The organism is Nioella aestuarii (assembly GCF_050896395.1).
Taxonomy (GTDB): Bacteria; Pseudomonadota; Alphaproteobacteria; order Rhodobacterales; family Rhodobacteraceae; genus Nioella; species Nioella aestuarii.
Window position 1 is genome coordinate 53,450 of sequence record NZ_JBPBBA010000020.1, and the last position, 16,648, is coordinate 70,097.

Sequence of the window (16,648 nt, forward strand, 5' to 3'; positions counted from 1 at the left end):
ATGAACATCGCGCGCGCGTCCATCGACAAGCCGATCCTGACATGGATCGTGATCCTGATCAGCCTGTTTGGCGGCATCTGGGGCTTCGCCACGCTGGGGCGGCTGGAAGACCCGGCCTTCACCATCAAGACCGCTGTTGTTGTCACCCAGTATCCCGGCGCTTCGGCGGAGCAGGTGATGACCGAAGTGACCGAGCCCCTCGAGGCCGCCATTCAGCGGATGGGAGAGGTCGACCGGATCACTTCGATCAATCGGCCCGGCCTGTCGCGGATCGAGGTCGAGATCGTCTCGACCTATGACGGCGATGAACTTCCCGGAATCTGGACCGACCTGCGCGAACGGGTAACAGACGCGGCCGGCAACTTGCCCGACGGGGTGCGCCCACCGATGGTAAATGACGGGTTTGGCGATGTGTTCGGCATCTTCTTCGCGGTGACGGCAGATGGCTTTTCCGACGCCGAGCAACATGAACTGGCCCGGTTCCTGCGGCGTGAATTGCTGGCCGTGGATGGCGTGGCCGATGTGGATGTACAGGGCCTGCCCGATGAGGCGATCTTCGTAGAGCCCAGCCTGGCGCTCACGGTGCATCAGAATATCTCGCCCCAGCTGATCCTTGAAGCGTTGGCCAATTCTAACTCGGTCGCGCCCGCCGGGTCGCTAAGCGATGCGCGCACCCGCACCATCATCCAGTCACCCGAAGGATCCGACAGCGTGTCAGAAATCGCCGGTTTGTCCGTGGGCGTGGGGGGCGAGGTGCTGAACCTTGTCGATTTTGCCACTGTCAGCCGGGGCCGGCAGGACCACCCGGCGCAGATCATCCGGTTTAATGGACAGGAGGCCTTCACGCTTGGCGTTGCGGGGCTGGCTACCGAAAACATCGTCGATGTGGGCAACCGGGTGGATGCGCGGTTGGCGGAGCTGTTGCCGGAGCTGCCCTACGGGGTCGAGTTGCAGCCGATATACCAGCAACATGTCGTGGTGGACGAAGCCTCTGGTGCGTTTCTGGTGAACCTTGCCATGTCAGTGGCCATCGTGGTGGGTGTTTTGGCCATTTTCATGGGCTGGCGCGCCGCCGTGGTCGTCGGGGCAACCCTGCTGCTGACCGTTGTGGGGACGCTCTTCTTCATGGGGATCTTCGCCATCGAGATGGAGCGGATTTCGCTCGGCGCGCTGATCATCGCGATGGGGATGCTTGTGGACAACGCCATCGTGGTGGCGGAGGGGATGCAGATCGCCATGCTGCGCGGCAAATCTTCCCGCGATGCATCGGATGAGGCGGCGGGTAAGACGCAGATCCCACTGCTTGGCGCGACGGTGATCGGCATCATGGCGTTTGCCGGGATCGGGTTGTCGCCTGATGCGACGGGTGAATTCCTGTTCTCGCTTTTCGCCGTCATCGGCATTTCACTGTTGCTGTCCTGGGGGCTGGCGCTGACCGTGACGCCGCTGCTTGGGCACTATTTTTTCAAGCGCGGCACGTCGGGCGGGGCGGATGCTTATTCCGGTGCGCTTTTCCGGGCCTATGGTGCTGTGCTGCGCGGGGCGCTGCGGTTGCGTTGGCTGGTGGTCGTTACGCTGCTGGTGGTGACGGTTGCCTGCTACTGGGGCTTCGGTCAGGTGCGGCAACAGTTCTTCCCCGACAGCAACACGCCGATTTTCTTTGTCCACTATCAGCTGCCGCAGGGCACGCCGATTCAGACAACGGCACAGAACATGAGCGTGTTTGAGGAGTGGCTGGCTGAGCGGGAGGAGGTCGTGTCCGTGTCCACTTTCGTGGGGCAGGGCGCGACGCGGTTCATGCTGACATACGGGGCGGAATCCCCGAACCCCGCCTATGGGCACCTGATCATCCGCACTGCAACGCTTGACCAGATCCCCGGCCTTCAGGCCGATCTGGATGCGTTCGGCGCGGCGGCTTTCCCCGAGGCGGAGTTCCGCACCGCCCGGCTGGTCTTTGGGCCCGGCGGCGGAAACCCGATCGAAGTGCGCTTTTCCGGCAGCGACCCGGCGGTGCTGCGCGATCTGGCCGATCAGGCGGAACAGGTGATGCTGGCCAATTCCGACAACATCCTGGCCCCGCGCAACAACTGGCGCGAACAGGAAATCGTGCTACGCCCTCTTTACGCTACCGAACGTGCGCAAGCAGCAGGCATCACCCGCGACGACATCTCGACCGCCATGCGGCTGGCAACGGATGGGATCTCGGCGGGCACCTATCGGGAAAATGAGCGGTTGATCCCGATCATCGTGCGGGCACCACGCAATGAGGGCCTGACGGTGTTGGATCAGGTTGTCTATTCGCCGGTCGATGGCAGCCCGGTCCCAATGGAACAGGTTGTCGACGGGATGGGCTTTGAAGTGCAGAACACCTTGATCCATCGCCGCAACCGGGTGCCGACCATCACCGTTGGCGCGTCCATACCCACCGACCGGACAGCGTCAGAGGTTCATGCAGAGATCCGCGCGGCGGTCGAAGCGATTCCGCTGCCGCTCGGCTATGCGATGGAGTGGGGGGGCGAGTTCGAAAGCTCGAACGAAGCGAATGCGAGCCTGGGTGCGCAATTGCCGGTCACGATCCTGATCATGATCCTGATCTCGGTCCTGCTGTTCAATGCGCTGCGGCAACCGCTGATTATCTGGCTGCTGGTTCCCATGGCGGTGAACGGGGTGACGCTTGGGTTGCTTGGCACCGGTTTGCCATTTTCGTTTACCGCGCTTCTGGGGCTGCTCTCTCTGTCGGGGATGCTGATCAAGAACGGCATCGTGCTGGTCGAGGAGATCGACCTTGTCCGGGCCGAGGGTGCGGCTCTGAGAGAGGCCATCGTCACCGCCAGCACATCGCGCCTGAGGCCCGTGGTGCTGGCGGCTGCAACGACCATTCTGGGCATGGCGCCGCTGTTGTCGGACGCGTTCTTCGTGTCGATGTCGATCACGATCATGGGCGGTCTGGCCTTTGCGTCGGTTCTGACGCTGGTCGCGGCCCCGGTCTTCTATGACCTGTTCTTCTCGCGAGAAGAAAGGCGCAGAATGGCGGCTTAGAGACTGTTCAGGCCCTTGATCAGCACCTCAGGCGTTCCGGCGGCATCCATATGTTCGCGCAGCCGGGCATTATAGCCGCCGGGTGAGCTCAGTGCCTGCAACAGCGGCGCAAGGTCGTTTGACATCAGGTTGGACCCGACCAGCACGCGCAGGAAATCCTCGGCCTGTGCGGGGTCGCTGACCTTCGGCGTGATCCAATGTGCGGCATCGGCAACCAGTTTGACGGCCGGCGACAGCACCGCCTGCGCCGCCAGATAGGCCATCATTTCCGTGTTGTTTTCGACGGAATAGACACTGTTTTCGGGCGTGAAGAGCGTGTCGATCAGATCGGTCTGTCCCAAGGCAATGATGGGAGAGCCCCCCTTGGCGATGCCAGGAAAGGGCAGCATCAGGGCAACCGGCGTTGCGGGGGCAAGCATTGGAGCGAGCGTTTCCAGCGAAATGCCAGCGATGAAGGAAATCACCCTTTGACCGGCGTGAAAGTTCAGCGTCGGCAGCACGGTGGCGGCCTGATCCGGCAGCAGCCCAAGGAACAGAACGTCGCTGGCATCTACCACGCCCTGATTGTCCGCCACCATGACCCCGAACCGTGCCGTCAGATCGGCGGACCGAGCGCGGCTGCGTTCTGACACGGTGATCTGGTGGCCGTCGCCCGCGATGCCCTCGACCACTGCGCTGGAGATAGTGCCGGTTCCTATGAAGCCAAGCCGCATGTCAGAGATCCTTCATCAGTCGCAGGGCATCATAGATGGCCGCGTGGGTGTTTCTGGAGGACACCGCATCGCCGATGCGGAAAAGCTGAAAGCTGCCATCGGGGTTTGTACGGATCGCTTGCGGTCGACCGTTTAGGAAGGCGTCGTGATCCAACTCACCCCGGTTGAGCGACTCTTCTCGCAGGTCGAAATAGAGGTCCGCGAGGGGCCGTGTGCCGTAGTTAACGACGATCTGATCGTAGCGCTGTTCGTGGCTGTGGCTGCTGTAGTCTGTGCCGATGGTGGCCACCATCGCATTTCCATCGCGCCGGACGCCAAGCAGGCGGCGGGTGACGGTGAAGGTGGTCTTCTTGTCCTGCAACGCGCGCATGTAGGGGACGAGGTTCATCCCCATGATCTCGGGCGCGAAGCTGCGGTCGGGGGTCATGATCTCCACGGTCGACCCGGCATTCGCCGCGACCTCCGCCGCCATCAGCGCCGGGTGGTCGCCCGCTTCGTCATAGATCAGGACGTTCTCGGCGGGCCGCACATCGCCCGAGATCAGATCCCACGCACTGACCAAGAGGTCGCTTTCGCCCCGTTGTTCATGAAGCGCGGTAGAGGGAAGGCCGCCGGTGGCCACGATCACGATATCGGGTCTCTCAGCACGGATGTCGTCGGCCTCGGCCCATGTATTGAACCGAAACTCCACATCGCGGGCAGCGCATTGCGCCATGCGCCAGTCGACAATGCCGATCATCTCGCGCTTGCGCGGGTTCTGCGCAGTCAGCAGCACCTGCCCGCCGGGGCGGTCGGCGGCTTCGAACACGATCACATCGTGACCCCGTTCAGCCGAAACCCGCGCCGCCTCCAACCCCGCAGGACCGGCCCCTGCAATAACCACCTTCTTGCGGGAGCCGGCGGGTTTGATCACCTGCGGCATGGTCAGTTCGCGACCCGTGGCGGGGTTGTGAATGCACAGCGCCTCGCCCCCGCCATAGATGCGATCGAGGCAATAGGTGGCCCCCACGCAGGGGCGGATATCGTCCTCCCGCCCTTCCATGATCTTCTTCACGATATGCGGGTCGGCCATATGGGCGCGGGTCATGCCGACCATGTCGAGAAGCCCGGCAGATACTGCATGACGCGCGGTTGCCACATCGGGAATGCGCGACGCGTGGAAGGTGGGCATCCCGGTTTCCGCCCGGATCGATCCGGCAAGGTCCAGATGCGGGGCCGACCGCATCCCCTGAATCGGGATCATGTCTGTCATCGCCGGATCTGTATGGATGCGACCCCGGTTGACGTTGAAGAAATCGACCTGACCCGTGTCGCGCAGGAGCTTCGCGATCTCCAAGCCTTCTTCGGGGGTGATGCCGCCCGGTTCCGCTTCGTCTGCTCCAAGGCGGATGCCGACGATGAAATCTTCCCCCACTCGTGCGCGGATCTCTGCCAGAATATCCAGCGTGATTTGAAGGCGGGTCCGCAGGCTATCGGCACCATACGGCCCGTCCAGCCGGTTGGTCAGGGGCGACCAGAACTGATCCTGCAAGTGGCCATGCGCGATCAGCTCGATTCCATCCATGCCGCCCGCCAGCATCCGTTCAGCCGCGTCGCCATAGTCGCGGATCACTCGGGCGATGTCCCAATCCTCCATCATCTTGGGGAAGAAGCGGTGTGCCGGTTCGCGATCATCGGTAGGGCCGATGGAGGGCAGCCAGTCGCCCTTGCTCCACCCCGTGCGACGGCCCAGATGCGTCAGCTGGATCATCGCAGCACATCCATGGTCGTGCAGCCCGTCGGTCAGCCGTTTGATCCACGGCACGACCTCATCGCGATAGGCCAGCACGTTGTTGAAGGCGGGTGAGGAATCGCGCGACACCACCGCCGATCCAGCGGTTAGCGCCAAGGCCACGCCACCCTTGGCCCGCTCCACGTGATAAGCGCGGTAGCGGTCCTTGGGCATTCCGTCCTCGGGGTAGGCAGGTTCATGAGCAGTGGTCATGATCCGGTTGCGCAGGGTCAGGTGCTTTAGCTGGTAGGGTTGCAGCAGGGGATCGTTGCTCATGGCCGGACTCCGGGTGGTATTGGGGCGATGCTTGAAGGAATAGACACATGTGTCAAGTTCAATGCGCAGCTTCATTGCGAGCCTTGGGCCGCGCATGTTAGACCCGGGCCATGACCATCCAGAAACCCGACAAGTCCCATGGCTGGCGCGGCTCTGCCGATCTGTGGATCGACGCAGGGTATCAGCTGCTGATCGACGGTGGAGTCGAAGCGGTGAAGGTCATGCCTCTGGCCAAGGCATTGGGCCTGTCACGGACAAGCTTTTATTGGCATTTCACGGATCGTGAGGCTCTGTTGGAGGCGATTATCGACCGATGGGAAGCCAAGAACACTGGCAACCTTGTGGCCCGCTGTGCCGCACCTGCGGGGTCGGTCTGTGCCGCAATCTTCAACCTTTTCGATTGCTGGATCGATGAAGATCTGTTCGATTCCCGGTTTGATCTGGCGATCCGCAACTGGGCCCAGAATGACGAGGCGCTGATGGCGCGGGTCAAAGCCGCTGACTCGACACGGCTGGCCGCCATGTGCGCAATGCTGGAACGGCATGGGCAGAGCCCCGCAATGGCCGCGACGCGGGCCAATACGATGATCTTCACGCAGGTGGGCTATTACTCCTTGCGCCTGGGAGAATCGGTGCCCGACCGTCTGGAACGGATGCCGCCCTATGTGCAGGTGTTCACCGGCGAGGCCCCGAGCGAAGCGGAAATCGCCGAATTCTTTGCCCGCCATGGTACCAGACGCTAAGGCGCGCTTGTGCCTTCCGCACCCATTGGCCTAGATGCTGCCTCATGAAACTTCGCCGTCATAGCTCTGGTCACTGGATGGCCGTTCTGGCCTGGGTTGCTGCCGGTCTTTGCCTGCTGCCGATTGGTGCGGTGGCGCTGGCGGCGCTGACTGGTGGGCTGGATACGGTAACGGATCTGGCCCAGACCGTGCTGCCACGCTATGCGCGCACAACGCTGACCATGGTGGCTATCGTTGCAGCGGGAACGGCAGTGATTGGAACCGGAACCGCTTGGCTCGTCACCATGACCCGCTTTCCCGGCCGCCGAGTTCTGGAGATTGCCCTGGCGCTGCCTCTGGCCTTTCCCGCCTATGTGCTGGCCTATGCCTATACCGATTTCCTTGACCATCCGGGTTGGGTGCAAACCAGCCTTCGCGATCTGACGGGTTGGGGACCGCGCGACTACTGGTTCCCGGAAATCCGGTCGTTGCCGGGTGCAGCGATGATGCTGACGCTGGTTCTGTATCCTTATGTCTACCTGCTGGCGCGCGCGGCCTTTCTTCAGCAAAGCGCAACCGCCTATCTGGCCGCCCGCACCCTGGGCCGTGGTCCGTGGAGCGCGTTTTTCCGGGTCAGCCTGCCCATTGCCCGACCTGCCATCGCAGGCGGCGTGCTGCTGGCAATCATGGAAACCATCGCTGATTTCGGCACTGTCAGTTATTTTAACGTGCAGACCTTTGCGACTGGCATCTATCAAAGCTGGTTCTCCTTTGCCGACCGGGGGGCCGCTGCGCAGCTGGCTTTGTGCCTGCTCATGGCCGCGCTGGTTCTGGCAGCGCTGGAGAGACACCAGCGCGCGGGTCAACGTCATCATGGGGCAGGACGCCGGTTCGAGGTACTGGACCCGCCGGTATTGCGCGGTGGACGTGCGGCGCTTGCGGTGATCTTCTGCGCCCTGCCGGTGGTTTTGGGCTTTGTTTTGCCTGCCTGGCTGCTGATTTGGATGGGGCATGACAGCTTTGGCATCATCCTTGGCGACCGCTATCTTGGCTTCCTGCAGAATTCGCTGACGCTGGCCTCTGTCGCGGCGCTGTTCACCGTGACGGCGGCGGTCTTCCTTGGTTTCAATGCGCGGCTTCGTCCGACCCGGGCCAACAAGGCGGCAATCGGTCTGGCCGGGCTTGGCTACGCGGTGCCGGGCGGTGTGATTGCCGTGGGATTGATCGTGCCTTTTGCGGGTTTCGACAATGCGCTGGATGCGTGGATGCGCGAAACGTTCGACATCTCCACCGGGCTATTGGTCACCGGGTCGATCTGGCTGCTGGTCATGGCCTATATGGTGCGCTTCATGGCGGCTGCGCTTTCGGCCTATGACGCGGGGCTGTCCACCATCAATCCGAATATCGATGCGGTTGCTCGGACGCTTGGACGTTCGCCCTCGACCATGTTGCGCGGGGTGCACCTGCCGATCCTGCGGCCGAGCCTGCTGACCGCCCTGCTGATCGTTTTTGTCGACGTGATGAAGGAACTGCCCGCGACGCTGATTATGCGGCCCTTCAATTATGACACGCTTGCGGTTCAGGCGCACAGGTTGGCGGCGGATGAACGCCTGGCCGAGGCTGCGGTGCCGAGCCTCGTGATCGGGTTGGTGGGGCTGCTGCCGGTGATGATTTTGTGTTGGGGGCTGGGACGGGAAAATCGGACCGAAGCCGAGTTCATACCCGATCAGCAGATTATTGAGTGACCGGAAAAATTTTCGTCCAAAATTTTTAGTGCGCTCACACAAAAGGGGCGCCCTTTTCGGACGCCCCAGACAACCATCACTGTTGCCAGACCTTACGGCCAACCGACCTGGTTGAAGATGCGCTGCGCTGTGGCAAGGTTTGCAGCCACGTCTGATAGTTCCACATCATCGGCTACGAACTCGCCCAGACCGGCGAGCTCTTCGACCATCTCTACACCGTCTACAGCCGGATATTCGTTGTTGCCGGAAGAGAAGTAGACCTGTGCCGCATCCGAGGCGAGGTATTCGAGGAAGGCCACCGCTGCATCCCGGTTCGGTGCATTGACTGCGACGCCTGCCCCCGAGACATTCATATGCGCGCCGTTGCCGTCCTGATCGGGGAAGATAAAGCCGATCACATCCAGATGCTCAGTCACGCCATCTACCTGCTCGCGCAGGGCGCGGACATAGTAGTAGGTATTCGACATGGCCACTCCGCATTCACCCGATGCGACGCCGCGGATCTGGTCGGTGTCGCCCCCCTGCGGCGAGCGGGCAAAGTTGTGAACCACACCTTCCGCCCATTCGCGGGCGGCCTCTTCGCCCTCATGGGCAATAATCGAGGCCAGGAGGGTCTGGTTATAGGTATTTGTCGAGGACCGGATGCAGACCAGCCCTTCATAGGCGGGATTGGCCAGATCGGCATAGGTCGCGGGTGGGGTGTCCACCATATCCGTGTTGTAGAAGATAATCCGCGAGCGTTGCGAAAATCCGAACCAACGGTTTTCCGCATCCTGGAGGTTGGCGGGAATGCGCGTTTCCAGCACGTCGCTGTCGACCGGCTGAAGAAGCCCGGCATCCACTGCACGATTCAGGCGAGAAACATCGACAGTGATGAAGACATCGGCGGGCGAATTGCGGCCCTCGGCCTGCATCCGCGCCATCAGTTCATCTGCATCGCCTTCGATTCGGTTGATGGTGATACCGGTGGCTTCCTCGAAGCCGGAATAGAGGGCCTCGTCCGTATCATAGTGACGTGACGAATAAATGTTGAGCTCTTGCGCAGAGGCCATTGCGGCACTGCCGGCCAGAACGCTGGTTGCCAAAAGGGCGGAAATCGTGCGGGTCATCCTGTCAGTCCTCATCTGGTAGTCGAGTAAAATACTCGGATTACGGAGGGCATACCATTCCCGCAGCGCCTGTCAAGTATTCCCAATCAAAACACTCAGAAAATATTCCGGGTTGTAGACGTGCCGACCTTTATGCAGTGTGAGCCAGCTTTCGAGAGGGAGGAAAGCATGACCCCCGGCATGATTTTCCTGGTGCTGGCCTACGTGCTCAGCCAGTTCTATCGCGCGTTCCTGGCGGTGTTGTCCCCGGTCCTGGGGGTCGAGATCGGCGCGGGCGCCGAAGATCTTGCCATGGCCTCGGGCCTTTGGTTCGTGGTCTTCGCAGCGATGCAGATTCCGGTGGGTTGGGCGCTGGATCATATCGGGCCGAGGCTGACCTCTTCGATCCTGCTGGCGATCGGAGGCGCAGGTGGCGCGGCAATCATGGCGATGGCACAGGGGCCGATCTGGGTCGCGGTGGCGATGATGCTGATCGGGGTAGGCTGTTCGCCGGTTCTGATGGCGAGCTACTATATCCTTGCGCGCGATTATCCTGCTGCTGTGTTCGCTACCTTCGCGGGTGTCATTCTTGGCACCGGGTCGCTTGGCAATATCGGCGCCGCCCTGCCACTGGCCTGGGCGGTGGAAACCCTTGGCTGGCGGGAAACCATGTGGGGGCTGGCGGCGGTGACGTTGCTGGTCGCGGCTGCGCTGGCGGTGTTTGTCAAGAATCCGGCCAAGGCGGACCACAGCCAGAAGGGATCGCTGCTCGATCTTCTGAAGATCCCCGCCCTATGGTTCATCCTTGCCATCATGTTCGTGAACTACGCCCCCGCCGCAGGCATCAGGGGCCTGTGGATCGCACCCTATCTTGGCGATGTCTATCAGGCCGAAATCGGGCAGATTGGCACCGCCTCGCTGGTTATGGGGCTGGCGATGATTGCGGGCAATTTCTTTTACGGACCGCTCGACCGGGTCTTTGGAACCCGCAAATGGGTCATCTTCACCGGCAATCTCGTGTCGGGCCTGTCCTGCCTCGCGCTGTGGGCCTGGCCTGATGGGTCCGAGATCCGATCTATCGCCGTCATGGCTGCCGTCGGCTTTTTCGGGGCGACCTTCCCGGTCATCATCGCCCATGGCCGCAGTTTTGTGCCGCCGCACCTGGTGGGCCGGGGGGTGACGCTGCTGAACCTCTTTGGCATTGGCGGTGTGGGGATCATGCAATTTGCAAGCGGGCCGATCTTTGCGCGGCTATCTGTCGGCGCAACGCCGGCCGAGGCCTATAGCCACCTGTTTGGCCTATTCGGTCTGATGATCCTGCTTGGCTGTGTTGTCTATCTGTTCAGCACCGACCGCACAGGATAAGCCCTTTTGTTAGCGCATAACGGGTTTTCGCCGCATTGCGGCGGGAAACGGGTGGCCATCCGGGGCCATGACAGGTATGGCCGCGTTCAAACGCGAACAATTCCTGACGGAGACTTCCCCTCATGTCCCCGGACTTCCTTCCCCGGATGCGGGCCGAATGGCTTGGTAACATCCGTGCCGACCTGCTTTCCGGCCTTGTTGTGGCGCTGGCGCTGATCCCCGAGGCCATCGCCTTTTCGATCATCGCGGGCGTTGACCCCAAGATAGGGCTCTATGCCTCGTTCTCCATCGCGGTGATCACCGCCATTGCGGGCGGACGGCCCGGCATGATCTCGGCAGCCACTGCCGCGACCGCCGTTCTGATGGTGACGCTGGTACGCGACCACGGGCTGCAATACCTGCTGGCCGCGACAATTCTTGCCGGTGTGTTGCAGGTGGGTGCCGGGCTGTTGAAGCTGGGCACCGTCATGCGGTTCGTGTCGCGGTCAGTCATGACCGGTTTCGTCAACGCCCTGGCGATCCTCATCTTCATGGCACAACTGCCGGAGCTTATCGGGGTGCCGTGGCTGACATATGTGATGGTCGCCGCCGGGCTCGCCATCATCTACCTCTTTCCCTACATCACCACCGCAATTCCCTCACCACTGGTCTGCATCATCGCCCTGACCGCGGTGGCGCTGACCTTCGGGATGGACCTGCGGACCGTGGGTGACATGGGCGAACTGCCGGATACCTTCCCGGTCTTCCTGCTGCCTGACATTCCGCTGAACCTGGAAACCCTGATGATCATCCTGCCCTATTCGGCCGCTGTTGCCGCCGTGGGCCTGCTGGAATCCCTCATGACCGCGCAGATCGTCGATGATCTGACCGACACCACGTCGGACAAGAACCAGGAATGCATCGGCCAGGGTGTGGCGAATTTCTGCACCGGTTTCATCGGTGGTATGGCGGGGTGTGCCATGATCGGGCAATCCATGATCAACGTGAAATCGGGCGGGCGCGGACGGTTGTCGTGCTTTGTGGCCGGGGTCGTGCTGCTGCTGCTGGTCGTACCCTTCGACTTCATCGTGTCAGTCATCCCCATGGCGGCACTGGTGGCGATCATGATCATGGTTTCGATCGGCACGTTCAGCTGGTCCTCGATCAAAGACCTGCGCACACATCCGCGCAGCTCCTCCATCGTGATGCTGGCGACCGTGGTCGTGACGATCTACACCCACAACCTTGCCATTGGCGTTCTGACCGGTGTGCTGTTGTCGGGCATCTTCTTTGCCGGCAAGATTGCGCAGCTTTTCGCCGTCACGTCCGAGCTGTCGCAGGACGGCAAGACCCGCACCTATCATATCCACGGGCAGCTGTTCTTCGCTTCGGCCGACCAGTTCGCCGCCGCGTTTGACTATGGCGAAGTGCTGGATCATGTCATTATTGACGTCACCCGCGCGCATATCTGGGATATTTCCTCGGTTGCGGCACTGGACATGGCCGTGCTCAAATTCCGCCGTGACGGGGCTGAGGTTGAGATCAAGGGCATGAACGAGGCGTCTTCCACCATCGTGGACCGGCTGGCCGAACATGACAAACCGGGCGCGATGGACCGCCTGATGAGCCACTGAGGAGATCGGATATGGGCAAGATCATCGCATTGGTGGATGGCTCCATCTACTCCGAAAGCGTCTGCGACCACGCCGCATGGGTGGCCAAGGGCAAGGGCTGGTCGGTGGAGGTCATCCACATCCTGGGCCGTCGGGACGAAAGCGCCGATCCCCGTAACCTCAGCGGCAACATTGGCCTTGGCGCGCGCACGGCGCTGCTGAATGAACTGGCCGATCTGGATGCGCAACGCTCCAAGCTCGCGCGCAAGCGCGGGCAGGCCATCATCGAGGATGCTGTGGACCGGATCGGCTCTGAAGGTGTCGAGGTCACCGGGCGGTTGCGGTTGGGTGATCTGGTCGAAACCCTGCGCGAATCCGAAGCCGATGCCGATCTGGTCATCGTGGGCAAACGCGGAGAGGCCGCCGATTTCGCGTCAATGCATCTGGGCAGCAACCTGGAACGCGCGGTGCGTTCATCCTCAAAACCCGTTCTGGTCGCCTCGCGTGCCTTTCAGCCGGTACGCAAGCTCCTGGTGGCTTTTGATGGCGGAACCTCTGCATTGAAGGCGGTGGACCATATCGCCCGGTCGGAACTTTTCGCGGGGCTCGCCATCCACCTGCTGACGGTCGGGTCCGAAACCACCGAGGCGAAACGTGCCATCGAGGGCGCTGCGGCGCTGCTGAAAGGTGCAGGATACGAGGTCACCTCGGAAATCGTGCCGGGCCAGCCCGAAACGCTGATCGCAGACCGCGCCGAGGCGCATGATTTCGATCTTCTGATCATGGGAGCCTATGGCCATAGCCGCATTCGAAACCTCTTCATCGGTTCCACCACGACCGAGATGATCCGCGCCTGCAAGGTGCCAGTGCTGCTGTTCCGTTAACGCCCTTTCGCCGCCGCCCGATTGCCCCTATCGTTTGCGGGTAATTCAGGGAAGGACGAGGCGATGTCAGGCAATTCGGACAGGTTTCTGCTGCTGTCAGACAGCGTTCTGGAAGGGCTCGGCATCTCGGGCAACGAGATTGTCGACGCCATCGAAGCGGCGATTCATCAGGACGCGGCGGGCCAGATTCTGACTGCACCGAAATCTGCCGTGGTGCCCGCTGACGGGCGCTACATGATGACGACGCTATCGACCTCCGACGCACCAGACCTGACCATCGTGAAATCGGTCATGGTCAGCCCCCGCAACCCCGACCGGGGTCGCCCCGGCATCGATGGCGCAATCCTGATTCAGGATAGCGAAACTGGGCAGATGCGGGCGCTGGCAGAGGCGGGATGGATCACCGGTGTGCGCACTGCGGGCCTTTCTGCCGTGGCTGCACGCAGGCTGGCCAATCCCGCTTCGCAAAGCATCGCCTTCATCGGTTGCGGGGTGCAAGCGCGCAGCCATCTGGCGATTTTCAACGATCTCTTCCCGCTGTCTTCGATCCGGGCCTATGGACGCGGGCAGGCCAATATCGACAAACTTTGTGACATGGCGAAGGGGCTGGGGCTGAGTGCCGAGGTCTTCGACGACCCCCGTGCCGCCATCGAGGGTGCCGACCTGATCGTCACTTCCGTCACCCTGAACTACGCGATCGAGCCGTTCCTGAGCGCTGACTGGGTCAAGCCCGGCGCCTTCGCCACGATCACCGACCTTGCCCTGCCCTGGAAGCAGGATAGCATGGGCGCCTTCGGTCCGCTGTTCGTCGATGATCTGGTGCAGGAGGAAGCCAGCCCCAAGAAGCTGGTCGATCCGTCGCTGGTAAATGGCGACCTCAAGACTCTGCTGACCACCGGTCCGGGGGAATTCAGTGATGACGCCCGCCGCGCCTTCGTCTTTCGGGGCATCGCCATAGGTGACTTCGCCATTTCCCGGTTGGCGTTCTTGCGTGCCGTTCAGGCGGGCGTGGGGCAGGATGTGGGTTGGTCCGGTTAATCGCTCAGCCGAAATCCCCCTGGCAGAACCAACCGCCCGACACCGCGCCCCCATGGGCGTAGAACAGCCATAGCCGCTCGCCGGTTTCGGTTTCCACCCGCCAGTAGTCGCGCACGCCGCTGCGCCAGTTGGGATCATCCAGCCACCATTCCGGCGCGATCCGCTCCGGCCCCATGCCGCCAAGCGTCACGAAACTGCGCCCCCTCCAGCGGAACTGGCCGGGCAGATCGGGTTGGTCCTCGGCCTGCACGGGTTCGGGGCGGAACAGCGTCAGGGGCCTGGGTCGGGGGCAGCGTGGCCAGTCCCTTGCCGGTTCCGACCACGCGGCAGCCAGAGTGCTGGAGGTCTTTTCCGGGATGTGGCTTTCGGCGGGGTGCTGGCGGGTGATCGCCTCCAACCCCACGCGGGCCCCGATCCGGGCCATCAGATCCTCCAGCCCCGTATCGCGCCCCTGCCGCGCGGCGGCCTCTTCGGTCGCGGCCATGCCACCCTTGATCTGCCGGGCATGGACGGGTTCGGTGACCGATGCCACCAGCCGCAGCATGTCGATGCCGAAACCGGGGTCGATATCGCCCAGTTTCATCGCCAAGAGCGGGCGGATGCGGTCGGGCTCTGCCCCTGGGCGCGCCAGCCCCACCTCGATTGCTTCCATACGCCCCTCTGCCAGCGATAGGTCCAGTCGCACCCGTCGGGCGCCACGGCCCTTGGCTTGCAATTTCTCGCATAATGGCGGCAACAGCCGGTCGATCCCGGCCAGGATATCCTCCTCCAGCCCGATAGGCTCCGGCAGGCTGAGGCGGAGCGCGAAATGGGTCTCGGGCCGGGCAGGGGCAATTGGCTCGGGCTCCAGCCCCAGGGCCTGATCCAGCCGCCGCACCACCCCCTGCCCAAAACGACGGGCCAGCGTGGCGCGCGGCGGTCCAAGCAGGTCGCTGACCCGGTGCAGCCCCAGCCGGTTCAAGCCCGCCACCGTCGCGGAGTCCAACCGCAGCGCGGCAATGGGCAGCCCACCGATAGCGGCCCGCGTCTGCCCCGGCGGCGCAATGGGTGGCGCCCCCCCTGTGACGGTCCGTATGGGTGCCGCGCCACCCTTGGTCCAGTGCCGCCGCTTGCCCGCCCGTGACCGGGTCGCACGTGCCTCCTGATCTATGGCATCGCCATTACGCGCACTTACCGTGCCCTGACCGGAATAGCGCGCCAGTGCCCAGGCTGCGCCGCCCGTATCGGCCAGCCCCGCCCGCACCGTCAGGCGCAGCTCCGCGCAATCGGCCTCGACCTGCGCGATCAGCCCCGCCTCGCCGCCAAAGAGATGTGCGCACCCCGTCAGGTCGATCATCAACCCCTCGCGCCCTTCCTCCGCCACCCAGGGCGAAAACTTGCCCGCCCACCGGCGCAACACTGTCAGGAAAGCCGCCTCACGCAGGCGATCTGCGGGCCGTGTTTGCAGATCAGGGCAAAGCGCCCGCGCCTCGGCAAGTGGCAAGCCAAGCGTTAATCCTGCCCCCGACGCCTCCCGCGAGAGCGAGGACAGCACCCGCGCATTCCCCACCTCCTCGACCACGGCCAGCGGTTTGTCGCATAGCCCCCGGTCCAGCCGCTGCACATGTTCGGCGGCCAGCCGTGGAAACCACAACGACAGAATCCTCCGGCAGGGATCGGGGTTTTGCAGGGATGTGCGGGTCATGTGGCAGCATGATGTTCATGATATGTTCTCAATATCTAACGCGACCAGGGCTAGGAGTCGAGTCCACCCTGTGCCACCATAACCTCATGGAAACGCTCGCCAGCCTCACCGCCCGCTTCCCCCGCCCCGGACGGCTTGACTGGATCGGCCTGCGCCCTGAGCGGCGTGATGATATGCAGTCGGTGGACTGGGTCGAGATCCTCGACCACGGTCTTGAAGGTGATCACTCTCGCCCCGGCAAACGCGCGGTGACGCTGATCCAGTCCGAACACCTGCCGGTCATCGCCGCCCTCGCCGGGCAGGACAGGGTCGATCCCCATACGCTGCGCCGCAACCTCGTGGTTTCCGGTCTCAACCTCTCGGCCACCCGCGGCCTGACCCTCGCGATTGGCAGTGCCCGTCTGCTCATAACCGGCCCCTGCGCCCCCTGTTCGCATATGGAAGCGGCGCTCGGCCTCGGTGGATACAATGCCATGCGCGGCCATGGCGGGTGGTGTGCCAAGGTGCTCAGCCCCGGTCAGATCACTCTCGGCGATCCAGTCACGATCGCACCCTGATCCCTTCTTCTTTGAAAAATATCCCCCGGTCGCAGGTACCCTGCCGTCTCCAAGGGCGCAGACCTCTGAAATGGCAATGCGACCCCTTCCAGGATCCCGTGGCAACGCGGCCCGAGGAGGGCCCCGAAGGGGCTTGACGAGGGCCGCTCCCGCCGCGACCTGCCCGTGGCAGAT

12 protein-coding genes are annotated in these 16,648 nt (G+C 62.8%); 8 read left to right on the forward strand and 4 right to left on the reverse strand.

From position 1 onward, the window contains the following. Positions 1–3,039, forward strand: a complete 3,039-nt coding sequence (locus ACROHD_RS12475) for an efflux RND transporter permease subunit (protein WP_432678229.1) — start codon at positions 1–3, stop codon at positions 3,037–3,039. Here ACROHD_RS12475 and ACROHD_RS12480 read toward each other — a convergent pair. Together ACROHD_RS12480 and ACROHD_RS12485 are read right to left on the reverse strand one after the other, a co-directional pair. Beyond that, a complete protein-coding gene (locus ACROHD_RS12480; protein ID WP_432678231.1) occupies positions 3,036–3,752 on the reverse strand; it encodes an NAD(P)-binding domain-containing protein in 717 nt (238 codons plus the stop codon). The genes ACROHD_RS12475 and ACROHD_RS12480 overlap by 4 nt on opposite strands. Position 3,753: 1 nt before the next feature. Beyond that, positions 3,754–5,799: an oxidoreductase gene (locus ACROHD_RS12485; protein ID WP_432678233.1), complete on the reverse strand. Its 2,046-nt coding sequence runs from the start codon at positions 5,797–5,799 to the stop codon at positions 3,754–3,756. Positions 5,800–5,909: 110 nt separating this feature from the next. Here ACROHD_RS12485 and ACROHD_RS12490 point away from each other — a divergent pair, with 110 nt between their 5' ends. Further along, positions 5,910–6,542: a TetR/AcrR family transcriptional regulator gene (locus ACROHD_RS12490; protein WP_432678235.1), complete on the forward strand. Its 633-nt coding sequence runs from the start codon at positions 5,910–5,912 to the stop codon at positions 6,540–6,542. A 44-nt stretch (positions 6,543–6,586) separates the two neighbouring features. Next, on the forward strand, positions 6,587–8,266 hold the full coding sequence (locus ACROHD_RS12495) for an ABC transporter permease (RefSeq protein WP_432678237.1): 1,680 nt from the start codon (positions 6,587–6,589) through the stop codon (positions 8,264–8,266). 92 nt (positions 8,267–8,358) lie between these two features. Here the strand turns inward: ACROHD_RS12495 and ACROHD_RS12500 are convergent, their stop codons facing one another. Then, positions 8,359–9,375 carry an extracellular solute-binding protein gene (locus ACROHD_RS12500; RefSeq protein WP_432678239.1) on the reverse strand — a complete coding sequence of 339 codons (1,017 nt, stop codon included), beginning with the start codon at positions 9,373–9,375 and terminating at the stop codon, positions 8,359–8,361. 168 nt (positions 9,376–9,543) lie between these two features. Between ACROHD_RS12500 and ACROHD_RS12505 the strand changes: the two genes are divergently transcribed. The 4 genes from ACROHD_RS12505 to ACROHD_RS12520 all read left to right on the forward strand — a co-directional run bounded on the left by ACROHD_RS12505 (position 9,544) and on the right by ACROHD_RS12520 (position 14,233). After that, positions 9,544–10,719 (forward strand): MFS transporter, encoded by a 1,176-nt coding sequence (locus tag ACROHD_RS12505; RefSeq protein WP_432678241.1) that lies wholly within the window; start codon positions 9,544–9,546, stop codon positions 10,717–10,719. A 122-nt stretch (positions 10,720–10,841) separates the two neighbouring features. Further along, a complete protein-coding gene (locus ACROHD_RS12510) occupies positions 10,842–12,332 on the forward strand; it encodes a SulP family inorganic anion transporter (protein WP_432678243.1) in 1,491 nt (496 codons plus the stop codon). A gap of 11 nt (positions 12,333–12,343) precedes the next feature. After that, the gene (locus tag ACROHD_RS12515) at positions 12,344–13,195 is read left to right on the forward strand and encodes a universal stress protein (protein WP_432678244.1); all 852 of its coding nucleotides are present in this window, start codon (positions 12,344–12,346) and stop codon (positions 13,193–13,195) included. Between the two features lie 63 nt (positions 13,196–13,258). Beyond that, positions 13,259–14,233: an ornithine cyclodeaminase family protein gene (locus ACROHD_RS12520; protein ID WP_432678245.1), complete on the forward strand. Its 975-nt coding sequence runs from the start codon at positions 13,259–13,261 to the stop codon at positions 14,231–14,233. A gap of 4 nt (positions 14,234–14,237) precedes the next feature. Here the strand turns inward: ACROHD_RS12520 and ACROHD_RS12525 are convergent, their stop codons facing one another. Continuing rightward, complete coding sequence (locus ACROHD_RS12525) at positions 14,238–15,917, reverse strand: DUF6504 family protein (protein ID WP_432678246.1); 1,680 nt, start codon at positions 15,915–15,917, stop codon at positions 14,238–14,240. Between the two features lie 86 nt (positions 15,918–16,003). Here ACROHD_RS12525 and ACROHD_RS12530 point away from each other — a divergent pair, with 86 nt between their 5' ends. Next, a complete protein-coding gene (locus ACROHD_RS12530) occupies positions 16,004–16,474 on the forward strand; it encodes an MOSC domain-containing protein (RefSeq protein WP_432678248.1) in 471 nt (156 codons plus the stop codon). The last annotated feature ends 174 nt before the right edge of the window (positions 16,475–16,648 follow it).

Excerpts from the sequence above, each read along its gene's own strand:
- ACROHD_RS12475 (WP_432678229.1), top strand. The coding sequence starts at position 1 with ATGAACATCGCGCGCGCGTCCATCGACAAGCCGATCCTGACATGGATC.
- ACROHD_RS12480 (WP_432678231.1), bottom strand. The coding sequence starts at position 3,752 with ATGCGGCTTGGCTTCATAGGAACCGGCACTATCTCCAGCGCAGTGGTC.
- ACROHD_RS12485 (WP_432678233.1), bottom strand. The coding sequence starts at position 5,799 with ATGAGCAACGATCCCCTGCTGCAACCCTACCAGCTAAAGCACCTGACC.
- ACROHD_RS12490 (WP_432678235.1), top strand. The coding sequence starts at position 5,910 with ATGACCATCCAGAAACCCGACAAGTCCCATGGCTGGCGCGGCTCTGCC.
- ACROHD_RS12495 (WP_432678237.1), top strand. The coding sequence starts at position 6,587 with ATGAAACTTCGCCGTCATAGCTCTGGTCACTGGATGGCCGTTCTGGCC.
- ACROHD_RS12500 (WP_432678239.1), bottom strand. The coding sequence starts at position 9,375 with ATGACCCGCACGATTTCCGCCCTTTTGGCAACCAGCGTTCTGGCCGGC.
- ACROHD_RS12505 (WP_432678241.1), top strand. The coding sequence starts at position 9,544 with ATGACCCCCGGCATGATTTTCCTGGTGCTGGCCTACGTGCTCAGCCAG.
- ACROHD_RS12510 (WP_432678243.1), top strand. The coding sequence starts at position 10,842 with ATGTCCCCGGACTTCCTTCCCCGGATGCGGGCCGAATGGCTTGGTAAC.
- ACROHD_RS12515 (WP_432678244.1), top strand. The coding sequence starts at position 12,344 with ATGGGCAAGATCATCGCATTGGTGGATGGCTCCATCTACTCCGAAAGC.
- ACROHD_RS12520 (WP_432678245.1), top strand. The coding sequence starts at position 13,259 with ATGTCAGGCAATTCGGACAGGTTTCTGCTGCTGTCAGACAGCGTTCTG.
- ACROHD_RS12525 (WP_432678246.1), bottom strand. The coding sequence starts at position 15,917 with ATGACCCGCACATCCCTGCAAAACCCCGATCCCTGCCGGAGGATTCTG.
- ACROHD_RS12530 (WP_432678248.1), top strand. The coding sequence starts at position 16,004 with ATGGAAACGCTCGCCAGCCTCACCGCCCGCTTCCCCCGCCCCGGACGG.